Below are 22730 nucleotides of genomic sequence, written 5' to 3' on the forward strand. Positions count from 1 at the left end.
CATGGGTCTGATCCAGAACGTGCTGGCCGTGATCGTGGTGCTTGGCCTGCTGATCACCTTCCATGAGTTCGGCCACTTCTGGGTCGCCCGGCGCTGTGGCGTCAAGGTGCTGCGCTTCTCCGTGGGCTTCGGCAAGCCGCTGTGGTCGCGGGTCGACCGCCACGGCACCGAATTCGCCGTGGCGGCCATTCCGCTGGGCGGCTACGTCAAGATGCTCGACGAGCGCGAGGCGCCGGTCCCCGACGACGAGCGTCACCTGGCCTTCAACCACAAGGGCGTGTGGCAGCGCATCGCCATCGTCGCCGCCGGCCCGGTGGCCAACTTCCTGCTGGCGCTGGTCGCCTACTGGCTGCTGTTCGTGGCCGGCACCACCACCGTGGTGCCGGTGATCGGCGAGGTCGCGCCCGACTCGCCGGCCGCCCGCGGCGGCCTGGTCGCCGGCCAGGAGATCACCGCGGTGCGAGGCGAGGCGGTCAACTCCTGGGAAGACATCAATCTCGAGCTGGTCGCGGCCATCGGCGCCAGCGGCGAGCTGACGGTCAAGGCCCGCGACGAGGGCGACAGCCGGGCCAGCGAGCATCGCCTGCCGGTGCAGGACTGGCTGGTGCGCCAGGACCCGCCGCGGCCGCTGCAGACCCTCGGCGTGACCCCCTGGCGGCCGACCCTTCCCGCGGTGCTCGGCCAGGTGGTCGAGGGCGAACCGGCCGCCGAGGCCGGCCTCGCGGCCGGCGACGAGATCCTGGCCATCGACGGCGAGCCCGTGGCCGACTGGAGTGACTTCGTCCAGCGCGTCCGCGGCCGCCCCGGCGACACCCTGTCGCTGAGCGTGGACCGCGACGGCGAGCGGCGTTCGCTGTCGCTGACGCCGCGACCCCGGACCCTCGATGATGGCTCCACCGTCGGCCACGTGGGCGCCGGCGTCGCGTCGGTCTCGTGGCCGGAAGAGTATCGCCGCGAGATCCGCTATGGGCCGCTGGCCGCCGTGGGGCAGGCGGTGTCGCGTACCGGCGAGATGACCGTGCTGACGCTGGACTCGATCCGCAAGATGCTGGTCGGGCTGATCTCGCCGTCCAACCTCTCCGGGCCCATCACCATCGCCCGCATCGCCGGTGATTCCGCCCGTTCGGGGCTGGAGAGCTTCATCAGTTTCCTGGCCTACCTGTCGATCAGCCTCGGCGTGCTCAACCTGCTGCCGATCCCGGTGCTCGATGGTGGCCACCTGCTGTATTACCTGGTGGAGGCGGCCCGGGGGCGGCCGGTGTCGGAGCGGACCCAGGCGATCGGCCTGCGCGTCGGCCTGACGCTGGTCGGGACCCTGATGCTGATGGCGCTGTATTTCGACCTGATGCGGCTCTGGTAGCCGGCCCCTGGCTTGTCAGTTACCCGTGCAAATGTATAAGGTGCCTGTCTGGACAGGTAGGCAGATCAACGCGAGCGAATCGACTGCATGAAGATCAAGACCATCGGACTGGCGGCGCTGCTGCTCGCCGGTGCCGGCAGCGGCACGGCACAGGCGGAAACCTTCGACGTAAAGGACATACGAGTGGAGGGGCTGCAGCGCGTATCGGCGGCCTCCGTCTTCAATGCCTTTCCTGTCAATGCCCCGGACACCGTCGACGACCGAGAGCTGGCCGAGGCGGCCCGACAGCTGTTCGCCACCGGCCTGTTCGAGGACATCCAGCTGGCCCGCGACGGCGACGTGCTGATCATCGAGGTGGAAGAGCGCCCGACCATCACCAGCCTCAACATCGAGGGCAACAGCCAGATTCCCGAGCAGGATCTGCGTGACGGCCTGCGCGAGGCCGGCCTCGACGAGGGGCAGGTGCTGCAGCTCTCCACCCTGGAAGAGATCCAGCGCGAGCTGTCCGGGGTCTATCAGGCCCAGGGCCGCTACAGCGCCAGCATCGACACCGAGGTCCAGGAGCTGGGCCAGGGCCGCGTTCAGGTCAACATCGACATCGATGAAGGGGCGGTGGCCAAGATCCGCCAGATCAACATCGTCGGCAACCGGGACATCGACGACGAGACCCTGCGCGACGTGCTCGAGCTCGAGGACAAGCCGGGCTGGTTCTTCGGCTGGTTCTCCAGCGACGAATATTCGCGCCAGGCGCTGTCCGGCGACCTGGAGCGACTGCGCTCCTATTACCTCGATCGCGGCTACGTCAACTTCGCCATCGAGTCGACCCAGGTCTCCATCGGCCCCGACAAGTCGAAGATCTTCATCACCATCAACGTCAGCGAGGGCGAGCGCTACCGCCTCGGCGACATCGACTTCGCCGGCGACCTGCGCATCCCTGAGCGCGAGGCCCGGGAGCTGCTCGAGGTGCAGAGCGGCGAGGTCTTCTCGCGCAGCGACGTGACCGCCTCTTCCGAGGCGCTGCGCTCGCGGCTCGGCGCCGAAGGCTTCGCCTTCGCCAACGTCGATGGCATCCCCGAGACGCGCAGCGACGGCACCGTCGACCTGACCTTCCGTGTTCAGCCCGGCAACCGCGCCTACGTGCGCCGGATCGAGTTCGTCGGCAACACCACCACCCAGGACGAGGTGCTGCGTCGCGAGATGATCCAGATGGAGGGCGCGCCGGCCTCCACCGAGTCGATCAGCCAGTCCCGCGAGCGCCTGGAGCGGCTGGGCTTCTTCAAGCAGGTCGAGGTGCAGACCGAGCCGGTGGCCGGCTCCGACGACCAGCTCGACGTGACCTACAATGTCGAGGAGCAGCCGTCCGGCTCGATCTCCGCGAGCATCGGCTTCTCCCAGAGCGCCGGCGTGATCTACGGCGCCTCGCTGTCCCAGAACAACTTCCTGGGCACCGGCAACCGGGTCAACATCGGCGCCCAGCGCAGCGACACCTACACCAACCTGAACTTCGGCTTCACCGATCCCTACTGGACCCTCGACGGCATCTCCCGCGGCTACAACCTGTTCTACCGCGAGACCGACTACGAGGACTCCGACATCTCGACCTATTCGACGGATGCCTACGGCGGCGGCATCAACTTCGGCTATCCGATCAACGAGCTGACCCGGCTCAACTTCGGGGCCGACGTCGAGGACCTGACCATCGAGACCTACGACGACACGGCCTCGGAGATCCAGCGCTACGTCGACGAGGAGGGCGACAACGCCCAGGCCTTCAAGCTGACCGCCAGCTGGACCCGCAACGACCTGAACCGCGGCATCATGCCCACCGCCGGCAACTACCAGCGCCTGTCGCTGGAGACCGCGGTGCCCGGCAGCGATTCCGAGTACTACAAGCTGCGCGCCCGCGCCCGGCAGTTCTTCCCGATGAACGAGGAACAGACCTGGTCGTTCAAGCTGCGCGGCGAGGTGGGCTATGCCGACAGCATCGGCAGCGATCCCTATCCGTTCTACGAGAACTTCTACACCGGCGGCCTGGGGTCGGTGCGCGGCTTCACCAGCAACACCCTGGGGCCGAGCACCACGCCGCCCACCGACAGCGACGACGACGAGGACCGCACCCTGGGCGGTAACGTGCTGATCGAGGGCGGCGCAGAGCTGATCTTCCCGATGCCCTTCGTCGAGGACAAGCGCTCGGTGCAGCCCTCGGTGTTCCTGGACGCCGGCAACACCTTCCTCACCGACTGCTACGAGGTGCGCGACGAGGAGGCCGGTCAGTCGAACTGCAGCTCCGGCGTCGACCTGGGCGAGCTGCGCTACAGCGTGGGCCTCGGCGTCTCCTGGCTGACCCCGGTGGGCCCGCTGACCTTCAGCATCGCCGAGCCGCTCAATGCCGAGAGCGACGACGATACCCAGTTCTTCCAGTTCTCGCTGGGTCAGACCTTCTAGTCCGGCCGCCGGCGGGCCGCCTCGTCCGGAACGGGGGAGGCGGCGATGCCACGGCTCCGGGGCCTCGACTCGCGTCATCGACGCCGTCGGGGCCCATCGATATCGAACCGGCGCGGCGGCCGTCGCCAGCGCAGAGTGTTTTCCCAACCGACATCGGGTTCCCATGACACAAGACTCTCCTTCCCTGACGCTGGCCGAGATCGCCACGCAGCTGGGGGCCGGCCTCCAGGGTGACGGCGAGCGCCGCGTGCGTGGCCTGGCCACGCTGCGCGATGCCGGGCCCGATCAGATCGCCTTCCTGGCCAACCGCGCCTACCTCAAGGACCTGCCCGAGACCCGCGCCGCGGCGGTGCTGCTGCACCCTAGCCATGCCGGGGAATCTCCGGTGCCCTGCCTGACCCTCGACAATCCCTATCTGGGCTATGCCCAGCTGTCGCGGCTGTTCGACCCGCTGGCCGGCCGCGAGGCATCGGGCGTGCATCCCTCGGCGACGGTCGCCGAGGATGCCCGGCTGGGCGAGGGCGTGGTGATCGGCCCCCAGGCGGTGATCGAGGCCGGCGTCGAGCTCGGCGACGGCGTGGTGATCGGGCCCGGCTGCGTGGTCGGCGCCGACACCCGGATCGGCGCCGAGTCGCGGCTGCATGCCAACGTGACCGTCTACCATGGGGTCAGCATCGGCGCGCGGGTGATCCTGCACAGCGGCTGCGTGATCGGCGGCGACGGCTTCGGCTTCGCCCATGACGGGGCCGGCTGGCACAAGATCGCCCAGCTCGGCGGCGTGGTGCTGGGCGATGACGTCGAGGTCGGCAGCTGCTCGAGCATCGACCGCGGCGCCCTGGGCGACACCGTGATCGGCGAGGATGTGAAGATCGACAGCCAGGTGCAGATCGCTCACAACGTGCAGGTCGGCGCCCACAGCGCGCTGGCCGGCTGCGTCGGCATCGCCGGCTCGACCCGGGTCGGGCGGCACTGCATGCTGGGCGGCGGCGTGGGGCTGTCCGGCCACCTGACGGTGTGCGACGGCGTCCAGGTCACCGGCATGAGCCTGGTCACCAACTCGATTCACGAGCCGGGGGTCTACTCTTCCGGGACCGGTGCCATGGAGAATGCCCAGTGGCGTCGCAGTGCGGTGCGCTTCAAGCAGCTCGACGACATCGCCCGCCGGCTGAATCGCCTGGAAAAAGCCGGGCGGGATGCTTGAGGCCGCCCCCTCGGGCGGTATAATCCCCGCCCGTCCGTCGCCACGCGCGCGGCGACGGTCGCGCCCGCGATGCGGGGCATTCTGTCATTTCAGAGGTTGCTACGATGGTAATGGACATTAACGAGATTCGTGAGTATCTGCCCCACCGGTATCCCTTCCTGCTGGTGGACCGGGTGACGGAGCTTACCCACGGCGAATCCATCGTTGCCTACAAGAATGTCAGCATCAACGAGCCGTTCTTCAATGGCCACTTCCCGCATCACCCGATCATGCCGGGCGTGCTGGTGGTGGAAGCGCTGGCCCAGGCCTGCGGCATCCTCGGCTTCAAGACGGTCAACAAGCTGCCCGCCGACGGTTACGTCTACTACCTCGTGGGCAGCGACAACGTCCGCTTCAAGCGCCCGGTGATGCCCGGCGACCAGCTGGAACTGCGCGCCGACGTGATCCGCGAGAAGCGCGGTATCTGGAAGTTTCAGTGCAAGGCCAGCGTGGCCGGCGAGGTCGCCTGCGAGGCCGAGATCACCTGTGCCGAGAGGAAGGTCGCTTGATTCATCCCACCGCCATCGTAGATCCGGCCGCGCGCCTGGCCGATGACGTCGAGGTCGGCCCCTTCAGCGTGATCGGCGCCGACGTCGAGATCGGTGCCGGCTCGCGCATCGGCCCCCATGTGGTGATCCAGGGCCCGACGCTGATCGGCGAGCGCAACCGGATCTTCCAGTTCGCCTCGGTCGGCGAGGAGTGCCAGGACAAGAAGTACGCCGGCGAGCCCACCCGCCTGGTGATGGGCGACGACAACGTCGTGCGCGAGGGCGTGACCCTGCACCGCGGCACCGTCCAGGATCGCGGCGAGACCACCATCGGCTCGCGCAACCTGTTCATGGCCTACGTCCACGTCGGCCACGACTGCGTGATCGGCGACGACTGCATCCTGGCCAACCAGGTGACCCTGGCCGGCCACGTCAAGCTGGGTGACTTCGCGATCATCGGCGGCCTGTCGGCGATCCACCAGTTTTGCCACTTCGGCGACCATGCCATGGCCGGCGGCGGCTCGATCATCACCAAGGACACCCCGGCCTACGTGATGATCAACGGCAATCCCGCCGCGGCCCACGGCCTCAACCTCATCGGCCTGCGCCGCCGCGGCTTCTCCAACGAGGCGATCCGCGCCCTGGGCGAGGCCTACAAGCTGGTCTATCGCCAGGGCCTGACCGTGGAGCAGGCGCTGACCGAGATCCGCACCCAGTACGCGCTGCCGGAAACCGAGGCGTTCGTCGCCTCCATCGAGGCCTCGACCCGCGGCATCGTGCGCTGACGCCATGACGATCGCGCGCGTCTACCTGGTGGCCGGCGAGCTCTCCGGCGACATCCTCGGCGCCGGCCTGATGCGCGAGCTCAAGGCCCGCCACCCGGGCGTCGAGTTCCGGGGCATCGGCGGGCCGCGCATGATCGAGCAGGGCATCGACAGCCGCTTCCCGCTCGAGACCCTCTCGGTGATGGGGCTGGTCGAGGTGCTCAAGCACCTGCCGGGCCTGGTGCGCGTGCGCCGCACCCTGCGCCAGGACGCCCTCGACTGGCGGCCCGACATCGTGATCGGCATCGACGCGCCGGACTTCAACCTCGGGCTCGAGCGCCAGCTGCGCGAGGCCGGCCTGACCACCGCCCACTACGTCAGCCCCTCCGTGTGGGCCTGGCGCCAGGGGCGGGTCAAGGGCATCGCCCGCTCGGTGGATGCCATGCTGACCTTCCTGCCCTTCGAGGCCGCCTTCTACGCCCGCCACCGGGTGCCGGTGGCCTTCGTCGGCCATCCGCTGGCCGACGAGCTGCCGCTGGTCAACGACCGCGGCGAGGCTCGCGAGGCGCTCGGCCTGCCCGCCCGGGGCGTGTCCGACGCGGCGCCGCTGCTGGCCGTGCTGCCCGGCTCCCGGGCCAACGAGATCCGCTTCCTGGGCGCGACCTTCCTCGATACCGCCGAACGGCTGTGTCGCGAGCGCGACGCGCTGCGGGTGGTGATTCCCGCCGCGACCCCGGCGCGGCGCGCCGAGCTGGAGGCGCTGCTCGAGGGCCGCGAGACGCTGCGCGAGCGGGTGACCCTGGTCGATGGCCAGTCCCGCGAGGCCATGGTGGCCGCCGATGCCGTGCTGCTGGCCTCCGGCACCGCGGCGCTGGAGGCCATGCTGTGCCACCGCGCCATGGTGGTGGCCTACCGCATGGCGCCGATGACCCACTGGCTGGCCAGGCGGCTGGTCAAGACCGAATGGATCTCGCTGCCCAACCTGATCGCCCGGGAGGCGCTGGTGCCGGAGCTGATCCAGGACGACGCTAGCCCCGAGGGCATCGCCGCCGAGCTCGCCTCACTGCTCGACGACGCCGAGGCGCGCCACGCCCTCGAGGCGCGCTTCGCGGCCATGCACGAAGGGCTGCAGCGCGACGCCAGCCGCCGCGCGGTGGACGCCGTCGAGGCGCTGGTGGCGCGCCGCGCGCTGCCGGCCTCGGTGGCGCCCGAGGCGCTGGAGGAGGGCGCATGAAGGCCGAGGACTTCCCGCCGCTGGTCGTCGACTATCGCGGCACGCACCTGGCCGGGGTCGACGAGGTCGGGCGCGGCCCGCTGGTCGGCCCGGTGATGGCCGCCGCGGTGATCCTCGATCCGGCCGCGCCGATCGACGGGCTGACCGACTCCAAGAAGCTGACCGCCAGGCGCCGCGAGGCGCTGGACGCCCGGATCCGCGAGCGGGCGCTGGCCTTCGCCGTGGCCGAGGCCAGCCCCGACGAGATCGATGGCCTGAACATCTATCACGCCACGCACCTGGCCATGCGGCGCGCCATCGATGCGCTGTCGCCGGCCGCGGAATATCTGCTGGTGGACGGTAATCGGCTCCCCGGGCATCATGTGCCGGGCCAGGCGGTGGTGAAGGGCGATGCGCGTCATCCGGCGATCGCCGCGGCCTCGATACTGGCCAAGGTGGCCCGCGACGCCGACATGCTGGCGCTGGACGCGCGCCATCCCGACTATGGCTTCGCCCGCCACAAGGGCTACCCGACGCCCGAGCACCTGGCCGCCCTGACGCGCCTCGGCGCGCTGCCCGAGCACCGTCGCTCCTTCGCGCCCGTCAAGCGCCAGCTGAACCTGCTCTAACTTGTCCACATCCCGTCGCGCAGGGGGCAGGCCGCAGAGGAGGTCCTACGCCAGGGATGGCGTCGGTAGCGCCCAGGGAGGGGTTCACAGCGCCTCCTCGGAGGCCTGACGCCTGCTTGCTTTCTGACGCCGTGACAGACAGCGTCGACCCATTTCCATCATCAAGCCCGAGTCCGCCATGACCGCTCCCTTCGTTCATCTCCGTGTGCACAGCGAATTCTCCCTGGTCGATGGCCTGGTGCGTCTCAAGCCGCTGATCAAGGCGGCGGGCAGCCAGGGTGTGCCGGCGCTGGCGCTCACCGACGAGGCCAACCTCTTCGCCCTGGTCAAGTTCTACGGCGGCGCCCAGGGGGCCGGCCTCAAGCCGATCATCGGCGGCGACTTCTGGCTCGCCAACCCCCACGACGAGGCCCATCCCTATCGCCTGACGCTGCTGGCCATGAACGATGTGGGCTATCGCAACCTCACCGAGCTGATCTCGCGGGGCTGGGTCGAGGGGCAGAAGGACGGCATGGCGCTGCTGGAGCGGAACTGGGTGCTCGAGCAGAGCGAGGGGCTGATCGCCCTGTCCGGCGGGCGTGAGGGCGACGTCGGCCGTCACCTGCTGACCGATCACCACGCCGAGGCCCGGGCCCTGCTCGACGAATGGCAGGCCGCCTTCCCCGGGCGCTACTACCTGGAGCTGACCCGCACCGGCCGGCCGCTGGAGGAGGAGTGCGTGCACCTCTCGGTGGATCTGGCCGTCGAGACCGGCACCCCGGTGGTGGCCACCAACGACGTGCGCTTCCTCGAGCGCGAGGACTTCTGGGCCCACGAGACCCGGGTCTCGATCGGCGAGGGCAAGGCGCTGGACGACCCGCGCCGCGAGCGTCGCTACACCGAGGAGCAGTACTTCAAGAGCCCCGAGGAGATGGCCGAGCTGTTCTCGGACCTCCCCGAGGCGCTGGAAAACAGCGTGATGATCGCCGCGCGCTGCAACGTCGACGTGCGCCTGGGCGAGATCTTCCTGCCGGAATACGGCATCCCCGAGGGCATGACCCAGGACGAGTTCTTCCGCAAGATCTCCCACGACGGCCTGACCGAGCGCCTGGACTTCCTCTACCCGGTGGAAAGGTATCCCCGCGACGGCGACGAGTACGCCGAGATCGATGCCCGCTACCGCCAGCGGCTCGACTTCGAGCTCGACATCATCCTGCAGATGGGCTTCCCGGGCTACTTCCTGATCGTGATGGACTTCATCCAGTGGGCCAAGGACAACGACGTCCCCGTCGGCCCGGGGCGGGGCTCCGGTGCCGGCTCGCTGGTGGCCTACGCGCAGAAGATCACCGACCTGGACCCGCTCGAGTACGACCTGCTGTTCGAGCGCTTCCTCAACCCCGAGCGTGTCTCGATGCCCGACTTCGACGTCGACTTCTGCATGGAGAAGCGCGACCGGGTGATCGACTACGTGGCCGAGCGCTACGGCCGCGACGCCGTCTCGCAGATCGTCACCTTCGGCACCATGGCCGCCAAGGCCGTCGTGCGCGACGTGGCCCGCGCCCAGGGCAAGCCCTACTCGCTGGGCGACAAGCTCTCCAAGCTGATTCCCTTCGAGGTCGGCATGACGCTGGCCAAGGCCATCGAGGACGAGCCCCAGCTCAAGGAGTTCCTCGACGCCGACGAGGAGGCCCAGGAGATCTGGGACATGGCGGTGAAGCTCGAGGGCATCACCCGCGGCACCGGCAAGCATGCCGGCGGCGTGGTGATCGCGCCGACCAAGCTCACCGACTTCTCGCCGCTGATCTGCGACGAGGACGGCAGCGGCCTGCGCGTGCAGTACGACAAGAACGACATCGAGGACGCCGGGCTGGTCAAGTTCGACTTCCTGGGGCTGCGTACCCTGACCATCATCGACTGGGCGCTGGAGATGGTCGACAAGGTGCGCGTCAAGGAAGGGCTGGGGCCGCTCAACATCGACGCCATCCCGCTGGACGACAAGCCGACCTTCGAGATGCTCAAGAAGGCCGAGACCACGGCCGTGTTCCAGCTCGAATCCCGCGGCATGAAGGAGCTGATCAAGCGCCTGCTGCCGGACTCGCTGGAGGACATGATCGCCCTGGTGGCGCTGTTCCGGCCGGGGCCCCTGCAGTCGGGCATGGTCGACGACTTCATCAACCGCAAGCACGGCCGGGCCGAGGTTGCCTATCCGCACCCGGACTACCAGCACGAGCTGCTCAAGCCGGTGCTCGAGCCCACCTACGGCATCATCCTGTATCAGGAGCAGGTGATGCAGATCGCCCAGGTGATGGCCGGCTACAGCCTGGGTCAGGCCGACATGCTGCGCCGCGCCATGGGCAAGAAGAAGCCCGAGGAGATGGCCAAGCAGCGCGCCGGCTTCATGGAGGGCTGCGCCGAGAACGGCATCGACAAGGATCTGGCCGGCAACATCTTCGACCTGGTGGAGAAGTTCGCCGGTTACGGCTTCAACAAGTCGCACTCGGCGGCCTACGGCCTGGTGTCCTACCAGACCGCCTGGCTCAAGGCACACTATCCCGGGCCCTTCATGGCGGCGGTGATGTCCACCGAGATGGACAACCTCGACAAGGTGGTGCCGCTGATCGAGGAGTGCCGCCACATCGGGCTCACGGTGACGCCGCCGGACGTCAACGTCGGCGGCTACAAGTTCACCGTCGATGACGAGGGTCGGGTGGTCTACGGCCTGGGCGCCATCCGCGGCGTCGGCGAGGGCCCCATCGGCGCCATCGTCGAGGCCCGGGAGGAGGGCGGCGCCTTCCGCGACCTGTTCGATTTCTGCAAGCGGGTCGATCCCAAGCGCATGAACAAGCGCACCCTGGAGGCGCTGATCCGCTCCGGGGCGCTGGACAACCTGGGGCCGAGCCGCGCGGTGATGGCCGCCTCGCTGGAAGCCGCGCTCAAGGCCGCGGCCCAGAACCAGGCCAACCAGAACCTGGGCATGATGGACATGTTCGGCGAGGCCTTCGCCGCCTCCGATGAAGAGGAAGACACTGACGTCTATGCCGACTATCGCGGCGCCCGCGACTGGACCGACAAGGAACGCCTGGGCGGCGAGAAGGACACCCTCGGGCTGTATCTGACCGGCCACCCCATCGACGAGTACGAGAAGGAGCTCGAGCGCTTCGTCTCCACCCGTATCGGCGACCTCAAGCCGTCGCGAGAGCCCCAGCGCGTGGCCGGGCTGGTGGTCGGCATGCGCACCATGAAGTCCAAGCGCGGCGACACCATGGCCTTCGTCACCCTGGACGACCGCACCGGCCGCATCGAGGCCTCGCTGTTCGGCGAGCTGTTCGACCAGGTGCGCAGCCGCCTGGACACCGATCAGGTGCTGATCGTCGAGGGCGAGGTACAGAGCGATGACTACTCGGGTGGCCTGCGCCTGCGCGGCAAGGAGATCACGCCGATGGTCGACGCTCGCACCCGCTACGGCCAGGCGGTGGAGCTGGCGCTGGACGGCGAGCGCGCCAACGGCCGGCTGGTGGACAGCCTGCGCGACAGCCTCGCCCCCTATCGCAGCGACGAGGGCCTGCCGGTACGGCTGCGCTACCGCAGCGCCGCGGCCAGCGGCTGGCTGGAGCTGGCCGAGGAGTGGCGGGTCACGCCCTCCGACGAGCTGCTGATCGCCCTGCGCGAGGTCGAGGGCCAGGACGGCGTGCGCCTGCGCTACCGTTGATTCGCGTCGCTCCGACAATGTGCAGGCACCCTGGCTCGCCTTGCGTGGGCGTGTCAGGGTGCGATAATGAACGCCGTTTGACGCTTCCCCCCGGTCGCCCCTTCGGCCGACGAGACAAGGCTATCCCATGAACCCCAACTACCTAGACTTCGAACAGCCCATCGCCGAGCTTCAGGCCAAGATCGAGGAGCTGCGCCTGGTCGGCAACGACAGCCAGGTCAATCTGAGCGACGAGATCGGTCGGCTCGAGGAGAAGAGTCGCAAGCTCACCGAGTCGATCTTCAAGGATCTGACCGCCTGGCAGGTGTCACAGCTGTCGCGCCATCCGCAGCGCCCCTACACGCTCGACTACCTCGAGCACGTCTTCACCGACTTCGACGAGCTGCACGGTGATCGCAACTTCGCCGACGACGCCGCCCTGGTCGGCGGCGTGGCGCGGCTGAACGACAAGCCGGTGATGGTCATCGGCCACCAGAAGGGCCGTGACGTCAAGGAGAAGGTGCGTCGCAACTTCGGCATGCCGCGCCCCGAGGGCTACCGCAAGGCCTGCCGACTGATGGAGATGGCCGAGCGCTTCAGGATGCCGGTGCTGACCTTCATCGACACCCCGGGCGCCTATCCGGGCATCGACGCCGAGGAACGCGGCCAGTCCGAGGCCATCGCCTACAACCTGGCGGTGATGTCGCGGCTCAAGACCCCGATCGTCTCCACCGTGGTGGGCGAGGGCGGCTCCGGCGGCGCGCTGGCCATCGGCGTATGCGACGAGCTGGCCATGCTGCAGTACTCCACCTACTCGGTGATCTCGCCCGAGGGCTGCGCCTCCATCCTGTGGAAGAGCGCCGAGAAGGCCTCCGAGGCCGCCCAGGCCATGGGCATCACCGCCGAGCGCCTCAAGGAGCTGGGCTTCGTCGATACCCTGATCCCCGAGCCGCTGGGCGGCGCGCACCGCAAGCCGGTGGACACCGCCGAGCGCATCCGTACCGCGCTGACCGAGAGCCTCGAGCGCCTCGAGGGCATGGAGACCGACGACCTGCTCGAGCGGCGGTACAAGCGCCTGATGAGCTACGGCGCCCCCGTCTGATATCGGGCCTTTCTGCGCTCGATCTGGCGGTGTTGGAGAAGACCTCATCCTGCTCATTTAGCCGCAAGTAAACTCCGCGGCTTCGGTCTTCTCCGCCTAGCCAGATCGTCGCTCGAAGAGGCCGAGAACTCGGTGGATGCCGTCTCGCCACCTTGGTGGTGGCACACCCTGCTTCCTCTGAGTCATTTTCCTGCCCATGAGCCTCGCGTCTTCTTCCCTGCAAGCCACGATCGACAGCGCCCTGGCCCAGACCCCGCCGGGGCGCGGCGTCTGGGTGGCGCTCTCCGGCGGGCTCGATTCCGCGCTGCTGCTGACCCTGGCCGCCGACGCCTGCCGGCGTCATCCGCGTCCGCTGCGGGCGCTGCACGTGCATCACGGCCTGCAGGCCGCCGCCGACGACTTCGAGCGTCACTGCCGGCGGCTGTGCGCCTGGCTCGGGGTGCCGCTGTTCGTCGAGCGCGTCGCGGTCGATGCCTCGGCGGGGCGGGGGCTCGAGGGCGAGGCGCGGGCCGCGCGCCATGCGGCCTTCGCCCGCCGCGTCGGCGCCGGCGAGACCCTGTGGCTGGCCCAGCATCGCGACGATCAGGCCGAGACCCTCCTGCTGGCCGCGCTTAGAGGCGCCGGCCCCCGCGGCCTCGCGGCCATGCCGCCGATGCGCGACCTCGACGGGCGTCGCCTCGTCCGCCCGCTGCTCGACGCTTCCCGCGCGGCGCTGGAGGCCGAAGCCGGGCGCCTGGGCCTCGCCTGGGTCGAGGACCCGAGCAACGTCGACACCGCCCTGGACCGCAACTTCCTGCGCCACCGGGCGCTGCCGCGGCTGGCCGAGCGCTGGCCGGACGCCACGGCGGCGCTCTCGCGCAGCGCGGCGCTGGCCGGCGAGGCCGACGGCCTGCTCGAGGAGTTCGCCGCCGAGGACCTGGCGCGACTCGGCGGCGATCCCGCGCGTCTTTCCTGCGAGGCCCTGCTCGGGCTCTCTGTCCCGCGCCGTCGGCTGCTGATCCGCCACTGCCTCGAGCGACGGGGGCTGCCGCGGCCGCCGGCCGCCCGCCTCTCGACCCTGCTCGACCAGCTCGAGGCGCGCGACGACGCCGAGGTGCGCATCGTCTGGGCGGGCGCCGAGGCGCGGGTCTGGCGCGGGCGCCTGTATCTGCTGGCGCCGGTCGTGTCGCTGCCGGCCGAATGGCGGGCCGCCTGGGACGGCCGCGTGCCGTTGTCCACGCCGCTGGGGCCGCTGGCGAGCGGGCTGCTTCGCGAGGACGGGGAGCCGGTCAGGCTGACGCTGGCGCCGCGGCTGGGCGGCGAGCGGCTGCGCCTGACGGGCCGGGGACGCCGCGATCTCAAGCGCCTGCTGCAGGAGTGGGGGCTGCCGCCCTGGGAGCGGGGCGGGCTGATCGTCGCCTGGCGTGGCGATGACGTGGTCGCGGTGGGGCGGCCCTCGGGCTGGCTGGCCTGCGCCGAGGGCTGGCGCAGCGGCTGAGCGGGCTCGGCCGGCGTCCAGGGTCAGTCGGCGTCGAGGATCAGCGTCAGCTCGGCGGCCTGCTGGTAGCCGACCTCCTGCTCCAGATCGGCGAGCAGCAGGCTGGGTTCCTGTTCTTCCACCAGGCCGAGCCGCAGGCTGGTCTCGCCGTCGGCCGCCAGCGTCGGCGTGTCGGGCGGCTGTTCCGGACGCGAGTGGTTGAGGATCACCGCCAGGCGCAGCAGCCGGGCTAGCCGCGACATGGCGGGACGCTCGGTGGCGGGCAGCGCCTGCCACTCCTTGAGCGGGAACTTGCGCCGGTGGGCGCGGACCAGGAAGGCCAGCTGGCGCTGGTCGGGGCGCGAGAAGCCGGCCAGGTCGGAGTGCTCCAGCAGGTAGGCGCCGTGGCGATGGAACTGGCTGTGGGAGATCGCCAGGCCGACCTCGTGGAGCCGGCTGGCCCACTCCAGGAAGCGCGCCTGATCCTCGTCCAGCCGCCAGGCCTCGCGCACCTGCGCGAACAGCGCCAGCGCCGTGGCGGCGACGTTGTCGGCCTGGCGGGCGTCGACGCCGTAGATGCGCTGGAGGTTGGACAGCGTCTTGAGCCGCGAGTCCTCGGGGCTGTTGCGGCCGGCCAGGTCGTAGAGCACGCCCTCGCGCAGGGCGCCGTCGGAATAGCGCATCTCCTCCAGGTCGAAGGCCTCGAAGATGGCGCCGAGGATGGCGATGCCGGCGGGGAAGACCCGGGCACGGTCGTCCTTGAGGCCGTCCATGGCGACCTTGTCCAGGCGCTTGCACTTGAGCAATCGCTTGCGCAGGTCGGCGAGGCCCTGGCGGGTGATCACGCCCTCGGGCGACTTGCCGGCGGCGGCGATCACCGCCGCGGCGGCCTTGATGGTGCCGCTGGAGCCGACCGGGTCGCTCCAGCCGAGCTTCTGGAAGGGCTTCTTGATGTTGGCGAGCTCGGACAGCGCGGCCAGTTCGGCGCGGCGCATGCGCTTCTCGGTGATCTCGCCGCCGTCGAAGAAGCGTCGGGTGAAGGTCACGCAGCCCATGCTCAGGCTCTCCAGGGCCTGGGGCTCGAAGTGTTCGCCGATGATGAACTCGGTGGAGCCGCCGCCGATGTCGACGATCAGCCGCCGACCGTCCTCGGCCACGGCGTGGGCGGCGCCGAGGTAGACCAGGCGGGCCTCCTCGCGGCCGGCGATGATCTCGATGCGGGTGCCGAGCAGGGCCTCGGCGCGATCGATGAATGCCTGGCTGTTGTCGGCGTCGCGCAGGGCGTTGGTGCCGACCACCCGCCGGTCCTGCGGGGCGATGCCCTCGAGGAAGGGGGCGAAGCGGGCCAGGCAGTCCAGTGCCCGGGTCATGGCCTCCTCGGTGAGGCAGCCGTCGTCGCCGAGGCCCGCGGCCAGCTGGACCTTGTCGCCCTGGCGGGCGACGACCTGCAGGCGGTCGTCCCGATAGTTGGCCACCAGCAGGTGAAAGCTGTTCGAGCCGAGATCGATGGCGGCGAGTCGGCGGGGGGCGAGCTCGGGCTCGCTGGCATCGGCGTCGTGCCGGTCCGTAGGCGCGGTCATGGCGGGTCCTTCAGGGAGACTGGCCAAAAGGTTGCGGTCGTCCATCGGGCTTGTCAATCGCGCCGGGGCGGGGCCGGCGCGGGTATTGCGTTTCCCGTCACCCTTGACTAGTATCGGGGCGTTCGCCTGTTCCGAATGCTTCCCGACCGCGCATGGCAACCACGCCACGGTCATTTTATCCAAGTCGTCAGATAGCCCTCTGCAATCAGCCCTCTTCCCGGCCCATGGCCTGTTGCGCTGATTTCAGGCGAAAACGAACCTGCTCCCTCGCTCCCGAGACTGGCCCGGCATCCTCAGCGGTTGCCCGCCCGTGGCCATGACCCGCATTCGACGAGAGGCAGCCTGTCCGGGCTCTGAACGCATCCACGCGGCGTTAATGTCTCGCCTCTTTTCCCATACGGCGCACGACTGCCCGGCTTTCACGAGCAACTTCTGAACACACCGATGAATCTTACCGAACTCAAGCAAAAGCCCGTGCCGGAACTCCTGGAGATCGCCCGTGAGATGGGCATCGACAACCTGGCACGTTCCCGCAAGCAGGACATCATCTTCGCCATCCTCAAGAAGCACGCCAAGAGCGGCGAGGCCATCTACGGCGACGGCGTGCTGGAAATCCTGCAGGACGGGTTCGGCTTCCTGCGCAGTGCCGACTCATCCTACATGGCCGGCCCCGATGACATCTATGTGTCGCCTTCCCAGATCCGGCGCTTCAACCTGCGCAAGGGCGACTCCATCTCCGGCAAGATTCGTCCGCCCAAGGAAGGGGAGCGTTACTTCGCGCTGTTGAAGGTCAGCGAGATCAACTTCGACAAGCCCGAGAACGCCAAGCACAAGATCCTCTTCGAGAACCTCACGCCGCTGTTCCCCCAGGAACGGCTGCGCATGGAGATCGGCAACGGCTCCACCGAGGATCTCACCGCGCGGATCATCGATCTGACCGCCCCCATCGGCAAGGGCCAGCGCGGCCTGCTCGTCTCGCCGCCCAAGGCGGGCAAGACGCTGATGCTGCAGAACATCGCCACCTCGATCACGCGCAACAATCCCGAGTGTCACCTGATCGTGCTGCTGATCGACGAGCGGCCCGAGGAGGTCACCGAGATGTCGCGCACCGTGCGCGGTGAGGTGGTGGCCTCGACCTTCGACGAGCCGCCGGCCCGCCACGTGCAGGTCGCCGAGATGGTGATCGAGAAGGCCAAGCGCCTGGTCGAGCACAAGAAGGACGTGGTGATCCTGCTCGACTCCATCACCCGCCTGGCGCGCGCCTACAACACCGTGGTGCCGTCCTCCGGCAAGGTGCTGACCGGCGGCGTCGACGCCCACGCCCTCGAGAAGCCCAAGCGCTTCTTCGGCGCGGCGCGCAACATCGAGGAAGGCGGCAGCCTGACCATCATCGCCACGGCGCTGGTCGACACCGGCTCCAAGATGGACGAGGTGATCTTCGAGGAGTTCAAGGGCACCGGCAACATGGAGGCCCACCTGGACCGCAAGCTCGCCGAGAAGCGCGTCTATCCGGCCCTCAACATCCGTCGCTCCGGCACCCGCCGCGAGGACCTGATCGCCTCCGAGGACGAGATGCAGCGCATGTGGATCCTGCGCAAGCTGCTCAACCCGATGGACGATACCGCGGCCACCGAGTTCCTGATCGATCGCCTGAAGGATACCAAGACCAACCTCGAGTTCTTCGAGGCCATGAAGCGACGCTGATCGGCGCTATTGCGCTTGCGGATACGGCGTTGAATCCTCGCTCGGCCTGCTCATGTACGGCTCGTACACTCCGCGGCCCTCGCTCGGATTCGCCTTGTCTCCGCTGCGCTCATGACGCGCCGATGGCCAGCTGACCGAGCTCGATAGGCCATGGGTCAGGCTCATGGCGGCCAGGCGCAGCATCCCGAAGGGGCAGCATGCTATGCTGCCCCTTTTGCGTCGTTCGGGATAACGGGAAGGCCGCATGAAGTACAAGGACCTGCGCGAGTTCATCGCCGCGCTGGAAGATCAGGGCGAGCTCAAGCGCATCACCGCCGAGGTGGATCCCTATCTGGAGATCACCGAGATCTGCGACCGCACCCTGCGGGCCGGCGGACCGGCGCTGCTGTTCGAGAACGTCAAGGGCCACGACATGCCGCTGCTCGGCAACCTGTTCGGCACGCCGAAGCGGGTCGCCCTGGGCATGGGCCAGGAATCGGTCACCGCGCTGCGCGAGGTCGGCGAGCTGCTGGCCTTCCTCAAGGAGCCGGAGCCGCCCAAGGGCTTCCGCGATGCCCTCGACAAGCTGCCGGTCTACAAGCAGGTGATGAGCATGGGGCCCAAGCGGCTCAAGCGCGCGCCGGTGCAGGAGGTGGTGCTGGAGGGCGATGACGTCGACCTCGACCGCCTGCCGATCCAGCACTGCTGGCCCGGCGACGCCGCGCCGCTGGTCACCTGGCCGCTGGTGATCACCAAGGGGCCGCACAAGTCGCGCCAGAACCTCGGCATCTACCGCCAGCAGAAGCTCTCGCGCAATCGCCTGATCATGCGCTGGCTGTCCCATCGCGGCGGCGCCCTGGACTTCCAGGAATGGTGCCGCGAGCATCCCGGCGAGCCCTTCCCCGTGGCGGTGGCGCTGGGCGCCGACCCGGCGACCATTCTCGGCGCCGTGACGCCGGTGCCGGACTCGCTCTCCGAGTACGCCTTCGCCGGGCTCTTGAGAGGCTCGCGCACCGAGCTGGTCAAGTGCGGCCACGCCGACCTCGAGGTGCCGGCCTCCGCCGAGATCATCCTCGAGGGCTTCCTCTACCCGGACGACACCGCCCCCGAAGGCCCCTACGGCGACCACACCGGCTACTACAACGAGGTGGAGACCTTCCCGGTGTTCACGGTCACGCGCATGACCATGCGCCGCGACGCCATCTATCACTCCACCTACACCGGCCGTCCGCCGGACGAGCCCGCGGTGCTGGGGCTGGCGCTGAACGAGGTGTTCGTGCCGATCCTGCGCCGCCAGTTCCCCGAGATCGTCGACTTCTACCTGCCCCCGGAAGGCTGCTCCTACCGCATGGCGGTGGTGACCATGAAGAAGCAGTATCCCGGCCACGCCAAGCGCGTGATGATGGGCGTGTGGAGCTTCCTGCGCCAGTTCATGTACACCAAGTTCGTGGTGGTGCTCGACGACGACGTCAGCGCCCGCGACTGGCAGGACGTGATCTGGGCCATCACCACCCGCATGGACCCGGCGCGGGACACGGTGATGGTGGAGAACACCCCCATCGACTATCTGGACTTCGCCTCGCCGGTGGCGGGGCTGGGCTCCAAGATGGGCCTGGATGCCACCGACAAGTGGCCCGGCGAGACCGATCGCGAGTGGGGCACGCCCATCGTCATGGACGAGGCCGTCAAGGCCCGCGTCAGCGAGCGCTGGGACGAGCTGGGCATCGATACCCCTGATAACCACAAGAGGCATTCATGACGGCAAGGACCCTGACCTGCCAGGTCGTCGAGGTCGAGGACCTCACCCCCGACGTCTTCCGGGTGCGCCTGGAAGGCCGCGCCGAGGCCATGGCCCACGCGCCCGGCCAGTATCTGGAGATGGAGCTCGACCCCGAGACCTGGGTGCCGTTCTCCATCGCCAATGCCCATGAGGGCGACGGCCGGCTGGAGCTGCACATCCAGCACTGGCCGGAGCGCTCCAACTCGGCGCGGCTGCGCGAGCTGCTGGTGGAGGCGCAGCACCTGACCCTGCGGCTGCCGAGCGGCGACTGCGTGCTCGACCCGGACAGCACTCGCCCGCTGCTGCTGGTCGCCGCCGGCACCGGCTTCGCCCAGATGAAGGCGATCGTCGAGGCGGCGCTGCACGCCGACCCGGCGCGCGAGATCGCTCTGTGGTGGGCGGCCAAGGAGCGTCGCGAGTTCTACCTCGAGAGCCTGGCCCGGGAGTGGGCGTCCCAGCACCCGAACCTGACCTTCCACGGCGTCAGCGAGCAGGGCATGGGCGACGATTTCGCCGACGAGCGCGTCCGGGGCCATGCCGGACGCATCGACGCGGCACTGGGCGCGGCGCTCGACGACGTCGATGTCTCCGGCCATGACGTCTACCTCTCCGGTTCGCCGGGCATGGTCTACGCCTGCGTCGACGTGCTGGCCTCGCTGGGGCTCGAGCCCTCTCGGGTGTTCTCCGACGTCTTCGCCTACGCGCCGCGTGACCCGCTGGTGCCCACCGTGGGCAGCCTGGTGAGGGAAGGCCGGGCATGAGCGCCTCGCCGATCCTGATCACCGGCGGCGCCCAGCGCCTGGGGCGTCACTGTGCCGAGCGGCTGGTCGACGAGGGCCATCCGGTGATCGTCAGCTACCGCCGCGAGCGCGAGGCCCTCGAGGCGCTGCGGCGCCGCGGCGTCGTCACCCTGCAGGCCGACTTCGACAGCCAGGCCGGCATCGAGGACTTCCTCGAGCGCCTCAGGGCCGAGACGTCCTCGCTGCGCGCCATCGTCCACAACGCCAGCGACTGGGCGCCGGACGTCGCCGGGCCCGAGGCCGGCGAGAACTTCGAGCGGCTGTTCCGGGTGCACATGCTGGCGCCGTACCTGATCAACCTCGGCGCCCGCGAGCTGCTCGAGGCCTGCAGCGAGCCGATGCGCGACATCGTGCACATGACCGACTTCGTGGCCGCCAAGGGCTCGCGCAAGCACGCCGCCTACGCCGCCTCCAAGGCCGGGCTCGAGAACCTGACGCTGTCGTTCGCCGCCATGTACGCGCCTTCGATCCAGGTCAACGCCATCGCGCCGGCGATGATCATGCTCAACGAGGACGACGACGAGGCCTATGCCGAGAAGGCCCGTTCCAAGTCGGCCATGGGGCTGATCCCCGGGCCGGGCGTGATCCACCAGAGCCTGCGCTACCTGCTCGACAACCGCTACGTGACCGGCATCACCCTGCCGGTCGATGGCGGGCGCCATCTCCGCTAGCGTCGGGGGAGGGCTCGCCGTCGCACGGCATTCCGCCTAGACTGGCGGTATTCCCGACGAGGCGAGGAGGGTGCCATGTCCGAACACGACGATGACGTCAAGGACGACAGCGGGCTGCTGGCCGTCTTCCTGGGGCTGGCGGTGCTGGTCGGCATGAGCGGCCTGCCGGCCACCATCGCCTGGATCCGGTTCGCCACCGGCTGAGCCTTGCCATCCGGCCCGTTAGCGGGCAGGATGGGGCCTGACATTCAGGATCACCCTCACGCGAACCGTCGCGAAACACCGAGCGCCCCATGACACCGAGCCCGTCCCTGACCCCGCGCCGCCCGATCACCGCCTTCCCGGCGGCGATGGCCGATGGTCACGCGACCGTCGTCGGTGACGCCTATTATTGGCAGGGCTACTGGTTTAGCGCCGGCGTGCCGGCGGCCGTGTCCTGATCGCACAGGACGACGCCGCGAGGCACGCCCGCCAAGGGTTGCCTCCGACACGCAGAACCCCCGGACGGCAATCCCGCCCGGGGGTTCTGCGTTTCTGGCCTGACACGCTGCATTCGAGATTCGAGGAGACACTCATGACCGCATTCGATCGCCACCACGCCGAGTTCCGCACCCTGGGCCGGGACTATTACGGCTATGGCTGGCGATTTATCGACGTGCGGTCGGCTCAGTGCGCCACCTCCGACCGTGGGATTTCCGGTGGCATGACCCTGTCCCGACCTTCACGCTCACGGAGTTGATGCTCATGAATGCCCCCGTTTCCCTCGCCGCCACCGCCGAATCCGCCTCCCGCCGCGACGCCCGCGCGCTGCCCACGCCGGCCGAGCTCCACCACGCCCTGCCGCTCGAGCCGGCCCTGGCCCGCCGCATCGAGGGTCAGCGCCAGGCCATCCGCGATATCCTGGCCGGGCGCGACGACCGTCTGCTGGTGGTCATCGGCCCCTGTTCGATCCACGATCCCGAGTCCGCCCTCGAGTACGCTCGCCGCCTGGCCGAGCTGGCGCCGCGGGTCGAGGATCGCCTGCTGCCGGTGATGCGGGTCTACGTCGAGAAGCCGCGCACCACCGTCGGCTGGAAGGGCCTGGCCTACGACCCGGACCTGGACGGCAGCGGCGACCTGGCCCGCGGCCTCGAGCTCTCCCGCTCGCTGATGCGCGAGATCGCCGGCCTCGGCCTGCCCGTGGCCACCGAGCTGTTGCAGCCGATGCTGGCGCCCTATCTCGACGACCTGCTGAGCTGGGTGGCGATCGGCGCCCGCACCACCGAGTCCCAGCTGCATCGCGAGCTGGCCAGCGGCCTGGAGGCGGTGGTCGGCTTCAAGAACGCCACCAGCGGCGACCTGCAGGTGGCGGTGGATGCCATGCGCGCCGCCGCCCATCCCCACCAGCACTTCGCCATGGGGCCCGACGGTCGCCCCGAGGTGTGCGAGACCCCCGGCAATCCGCATACCCATGCGGTGCTGCGCGGCGGCCACGGCGAGCCCAACTTCCGCGCGCCCCAGGTGGCGGCGGCGCGCCGGACCCTGGAGGACGCCGGCCAGAACCCGCGGCTGATGGTCGACTGCAGCCATGCCAATGCGCAGAAGGATCATCGCCGCCAGAGCGAGGTGATGCTCGACGTGCTGAATCAGCGGCTGGCCGGCGACGCCTCGCTGGCGGGGCTGATGCTGGAGAGCCATCTCCACGAGGGCAAGCAGCCGCTGGTGCCGGGCGCGCTGCGCCACGGCGTCTCGGTCACCGATGCCTGCATCGGCTGGGACACCACCGAGCATCTGCTGACCACGGCCGCGGAGCGCCTGCGCGACGCCTGAGCCCGACGCGACACCCGCGCACGCAAAAGCGCCTCCCCGGCCG

General features: G+C 69.3%; 19 protein-coding genes. 18 read left to right on the forward strand and 1 reads right to left on the reverse strand.

The window, feature by feature from the left end; genetic code table 11:
* The first annotated feature begins 1 nt into the window (after position 1).
* The 10 genes from rseP to tilS all read left to right on the forward strand — a co-directional run bounded on the left by rseP (position 2) and on the right by tilS (position 14385).
* Positions 2-1360 carry a sigma E protease regulator RseP gene (gene rseP / locus UYS_RS0200120; RefSeq protein ID WP_016853456.1) on the forward strand — a complete coding sequence of 453 codons (1359 nt, stop codon included), beginning with the start codon at positions 2-4 and terminating at the stop codon, positions 1358-1360.
* Positions 1361-1447: 87 nt separating this feature from the next.
* Complete coding sequence (bamA, locus tag UYS_RS0200125) at positions 1448-3805, forward strand: outer membrane protein assembly factor BamA (protein WP_016853457.1); 2358 nt, start codon at positions 1448-1450, stop codon at positions 3803-3805.
* A gap of 163 nt (positions 3806-3968) precedes the next feature.
* Positions 3969-5006 carry a UDP-3-O-(3-hydroxymyristoyl)glucosamine N-acyltransferase gene (gene lpxD, locus UYS_RS0200130; protein ID WP_016853458.1) on the forward strand — a complete coding sequence of 346 codons (1038 nt, stop codon included), beginning with the start codon at positions 3969-3971 and terminating at the stop codon, positions 5004-5006.
* Between the two features lie 104 nt (positions 5007-5110).
* Entirely contained in the window at positions 5111-5554 is a 444-nt protein-coding gene (fabZ, locus tag UYS_RS0200135; protein ID WP_026068244.1) for a 3-hydroxyacyl-ACP dehydratase FabZ, read from the forward strand.
* The gene (lpxA, locus tag UYS_RS0200140) at positions 5551-6318 is read left to right on the forward strand and encodes an acyl-ACP--UDP-N-acetylglucosamine O-acyltransferase (RefSeq protein WP_016853460.1); all 768 of its coding nucleotides are present in this window, start codon (positions 5551-5553) and stop codon (positions 6316-6318) included. The genes fabZ and lpxA overlap by 4 nt, the downstream gene beginning before the upstream one ends.
* 4 nt (positions 6319-6322) lie before the next feature.
* Complete coding sequence (gene lpxB, locus UYS_RS0200145) at positions 6323-7531, forward strand: lipid-A-disaccharide synthase (RefSeq protein ID WP_016853461.1); 1209 nt, start codon at positions 6323-6325, stop codon at positions 7529-7531.
* A complete protein-coding gene (gene rnhB / locus UYS_RS0200150) occupies positions 7528-8139 on the forward strand; it encodes a ribonuclease HII (protein WP_016853462.1) in 612 nt (203 codons plus the stop codon). Before lpxB ends, rnhB begins: the two co-directional genes overlap by 4 nt.
* Positions 8140-8317: 178 nt before the next feature.
* Entirely contained in the window at positions 8318-11827 is a 3510-nt protein-coding gene (dnaE, locus tag UYS_RS0200155; RefSeq protein ID WP_016853463.1) for a DNA polymerase III subunit alpha, read from the forward strand.
* A gap of 127 nt (positions 11828-11954) precedes the next feature.
* A complete protein-coding gene (locus UYS_RS0200160) occupies positions 11955-12908 on the forward strand; it encodes an acetyl-CoA carboxylase carboxyltransferase subunit alpha (RefSeq protein WP_016853464.1) in 954 nt (317 codons plus the stop codon).
* A gap of 196 nt (positions 12909-13104) precedes the next feature.
* Positions 13105-14385 (forward strand): tRNA lysidine(34) synthetase TilS, encoded by a 1281-nt coding sequence (gene tilS / locus UYS_RS0200165; RefSeq protein ID WP_016853465.1) that lies wholly within the window; start codon positions 13105-13107, stop codon positions 14383-14385.
* A gap of 23 nt (positions 14386-14408) precedes the next feature.
* Here the strand turns inward: tilS and ppx are convergent, their stop codons facing one another.
* Positions 14409-15944, reverse strand: a complete 1536-nt coding sequence (gene ppx, locus UYS_RS0200170; protein ID WP_016853466.1) for an exopolyphosphatase — start codon at positions 15942-15944, stop codon at positions 14409-14411.
* 444 nt (positions 15945-16388) lie between these two features.
* Here ppx and rho point away from each other — a divergent pair, with 444 nt between their 5' ends.
* From rho to UYS_RS0200205, 8 genes are all read left to right on the forward strand, one after another.
* Positions 16389-17648: a transcription termination factor Rho gene (gene rho / locus UYS_RS0200175; protein WP_016853467.1), complete on the forward strand. Its 1260-nt coding sequence runs from the start codon at positions 16389-16391 to the stop codon at positions 17646-17648.
* Between the two features lie 244 nt (positions 17649-17892).
* Entirely contained in the window at positions 17893-19386 is a 1494-nt protein-coding gene (ubiD, locus tag UYS_RS0200180) for a 4-hydroxy-3-polyprenylbenzoate decarboxylase (protein ID WP_016853468.1), read from the forward strand.
* Complete coding sequence (locus UYS_RS0200185) at positions 19383-20168, forward strand: NAD(P)H-flavin reductase (protein WP_016853469.1); 786 nt, start codon at positions 19383-19385, stop codon at positions 20166-20168. The genes ubiD and UYS_RS0200185 overlap by 4 nt, the downstream gene beginning before the upstream one ends.
* Positions 20165-20878, forward strand: coding sequence for a dihydromonapterin reductase (gene folM / locus UYS_RS0200190; protein ID WP_016853470.1), 714 nt, complete (start codon positions 20165-20167; stop codon positions 20876-20878). The genes UYS_RS0200185 and folM overlap by 4 nt, the downstream gene beginning before the upstream one ends.
* Before the next feature lie 75 nt (positions 20879-20953).
* Complete coding sequence (locus UYS_RS18945; RefSeq protein WP_016853471.1) at positions 20954-21082, forward strand: hypothetical protein; 129 nt, start codon at positions 20954-20956, stop codon at positions 21080-21082.
* Positions 21083-21171: 89 nt separating this feature from the next.
* Positions 21172-21318, forward strand: a complete 147-nt coding sequence (locus UYS_RS18295; protein ID WP_016853472.1) for a hypothetical protein — start codon at positions 21172-21174, stop codon at positions 21316-21318.
* A gap of 134 nt (positions 21319-21452) precedes the next feature.
* A complete protein-coding gene (locus UYS_RS18615; RefSeq protein WP_172977724.1) occupies positions 21453-21617 on the forward strand; it encodes a hypothetical protein in 165 nt (54 codons plus the stop codon).
* A gap of 5 nt (positions 21618-21622) precedes the next feature.
* Positions 21623-22687, forward strand: a complete 1065-nt coding sequence (locus UYS_RS0200205; RefSeq protein ID WP_016853473.1) for a 3-deoxy-7-phosphoheptulonate synthase — start codon at positions 21623-21625, stop codon at positions 22685-22687.
* Positions 22688-22730: the final 43 nt, after the last annotated feature.

The sequence above is a fragment of the Halomonas smyrnensis AAD6 genome (genome assembly GCF_000265245.1).
Classification (GTDB): domain Bacteria; phylum Pseudomonadota; class Gammaproteobacteria; order Pseudomonadales; family Halomonadaceae; genus Halomonas; species Halomonas smyrnensis.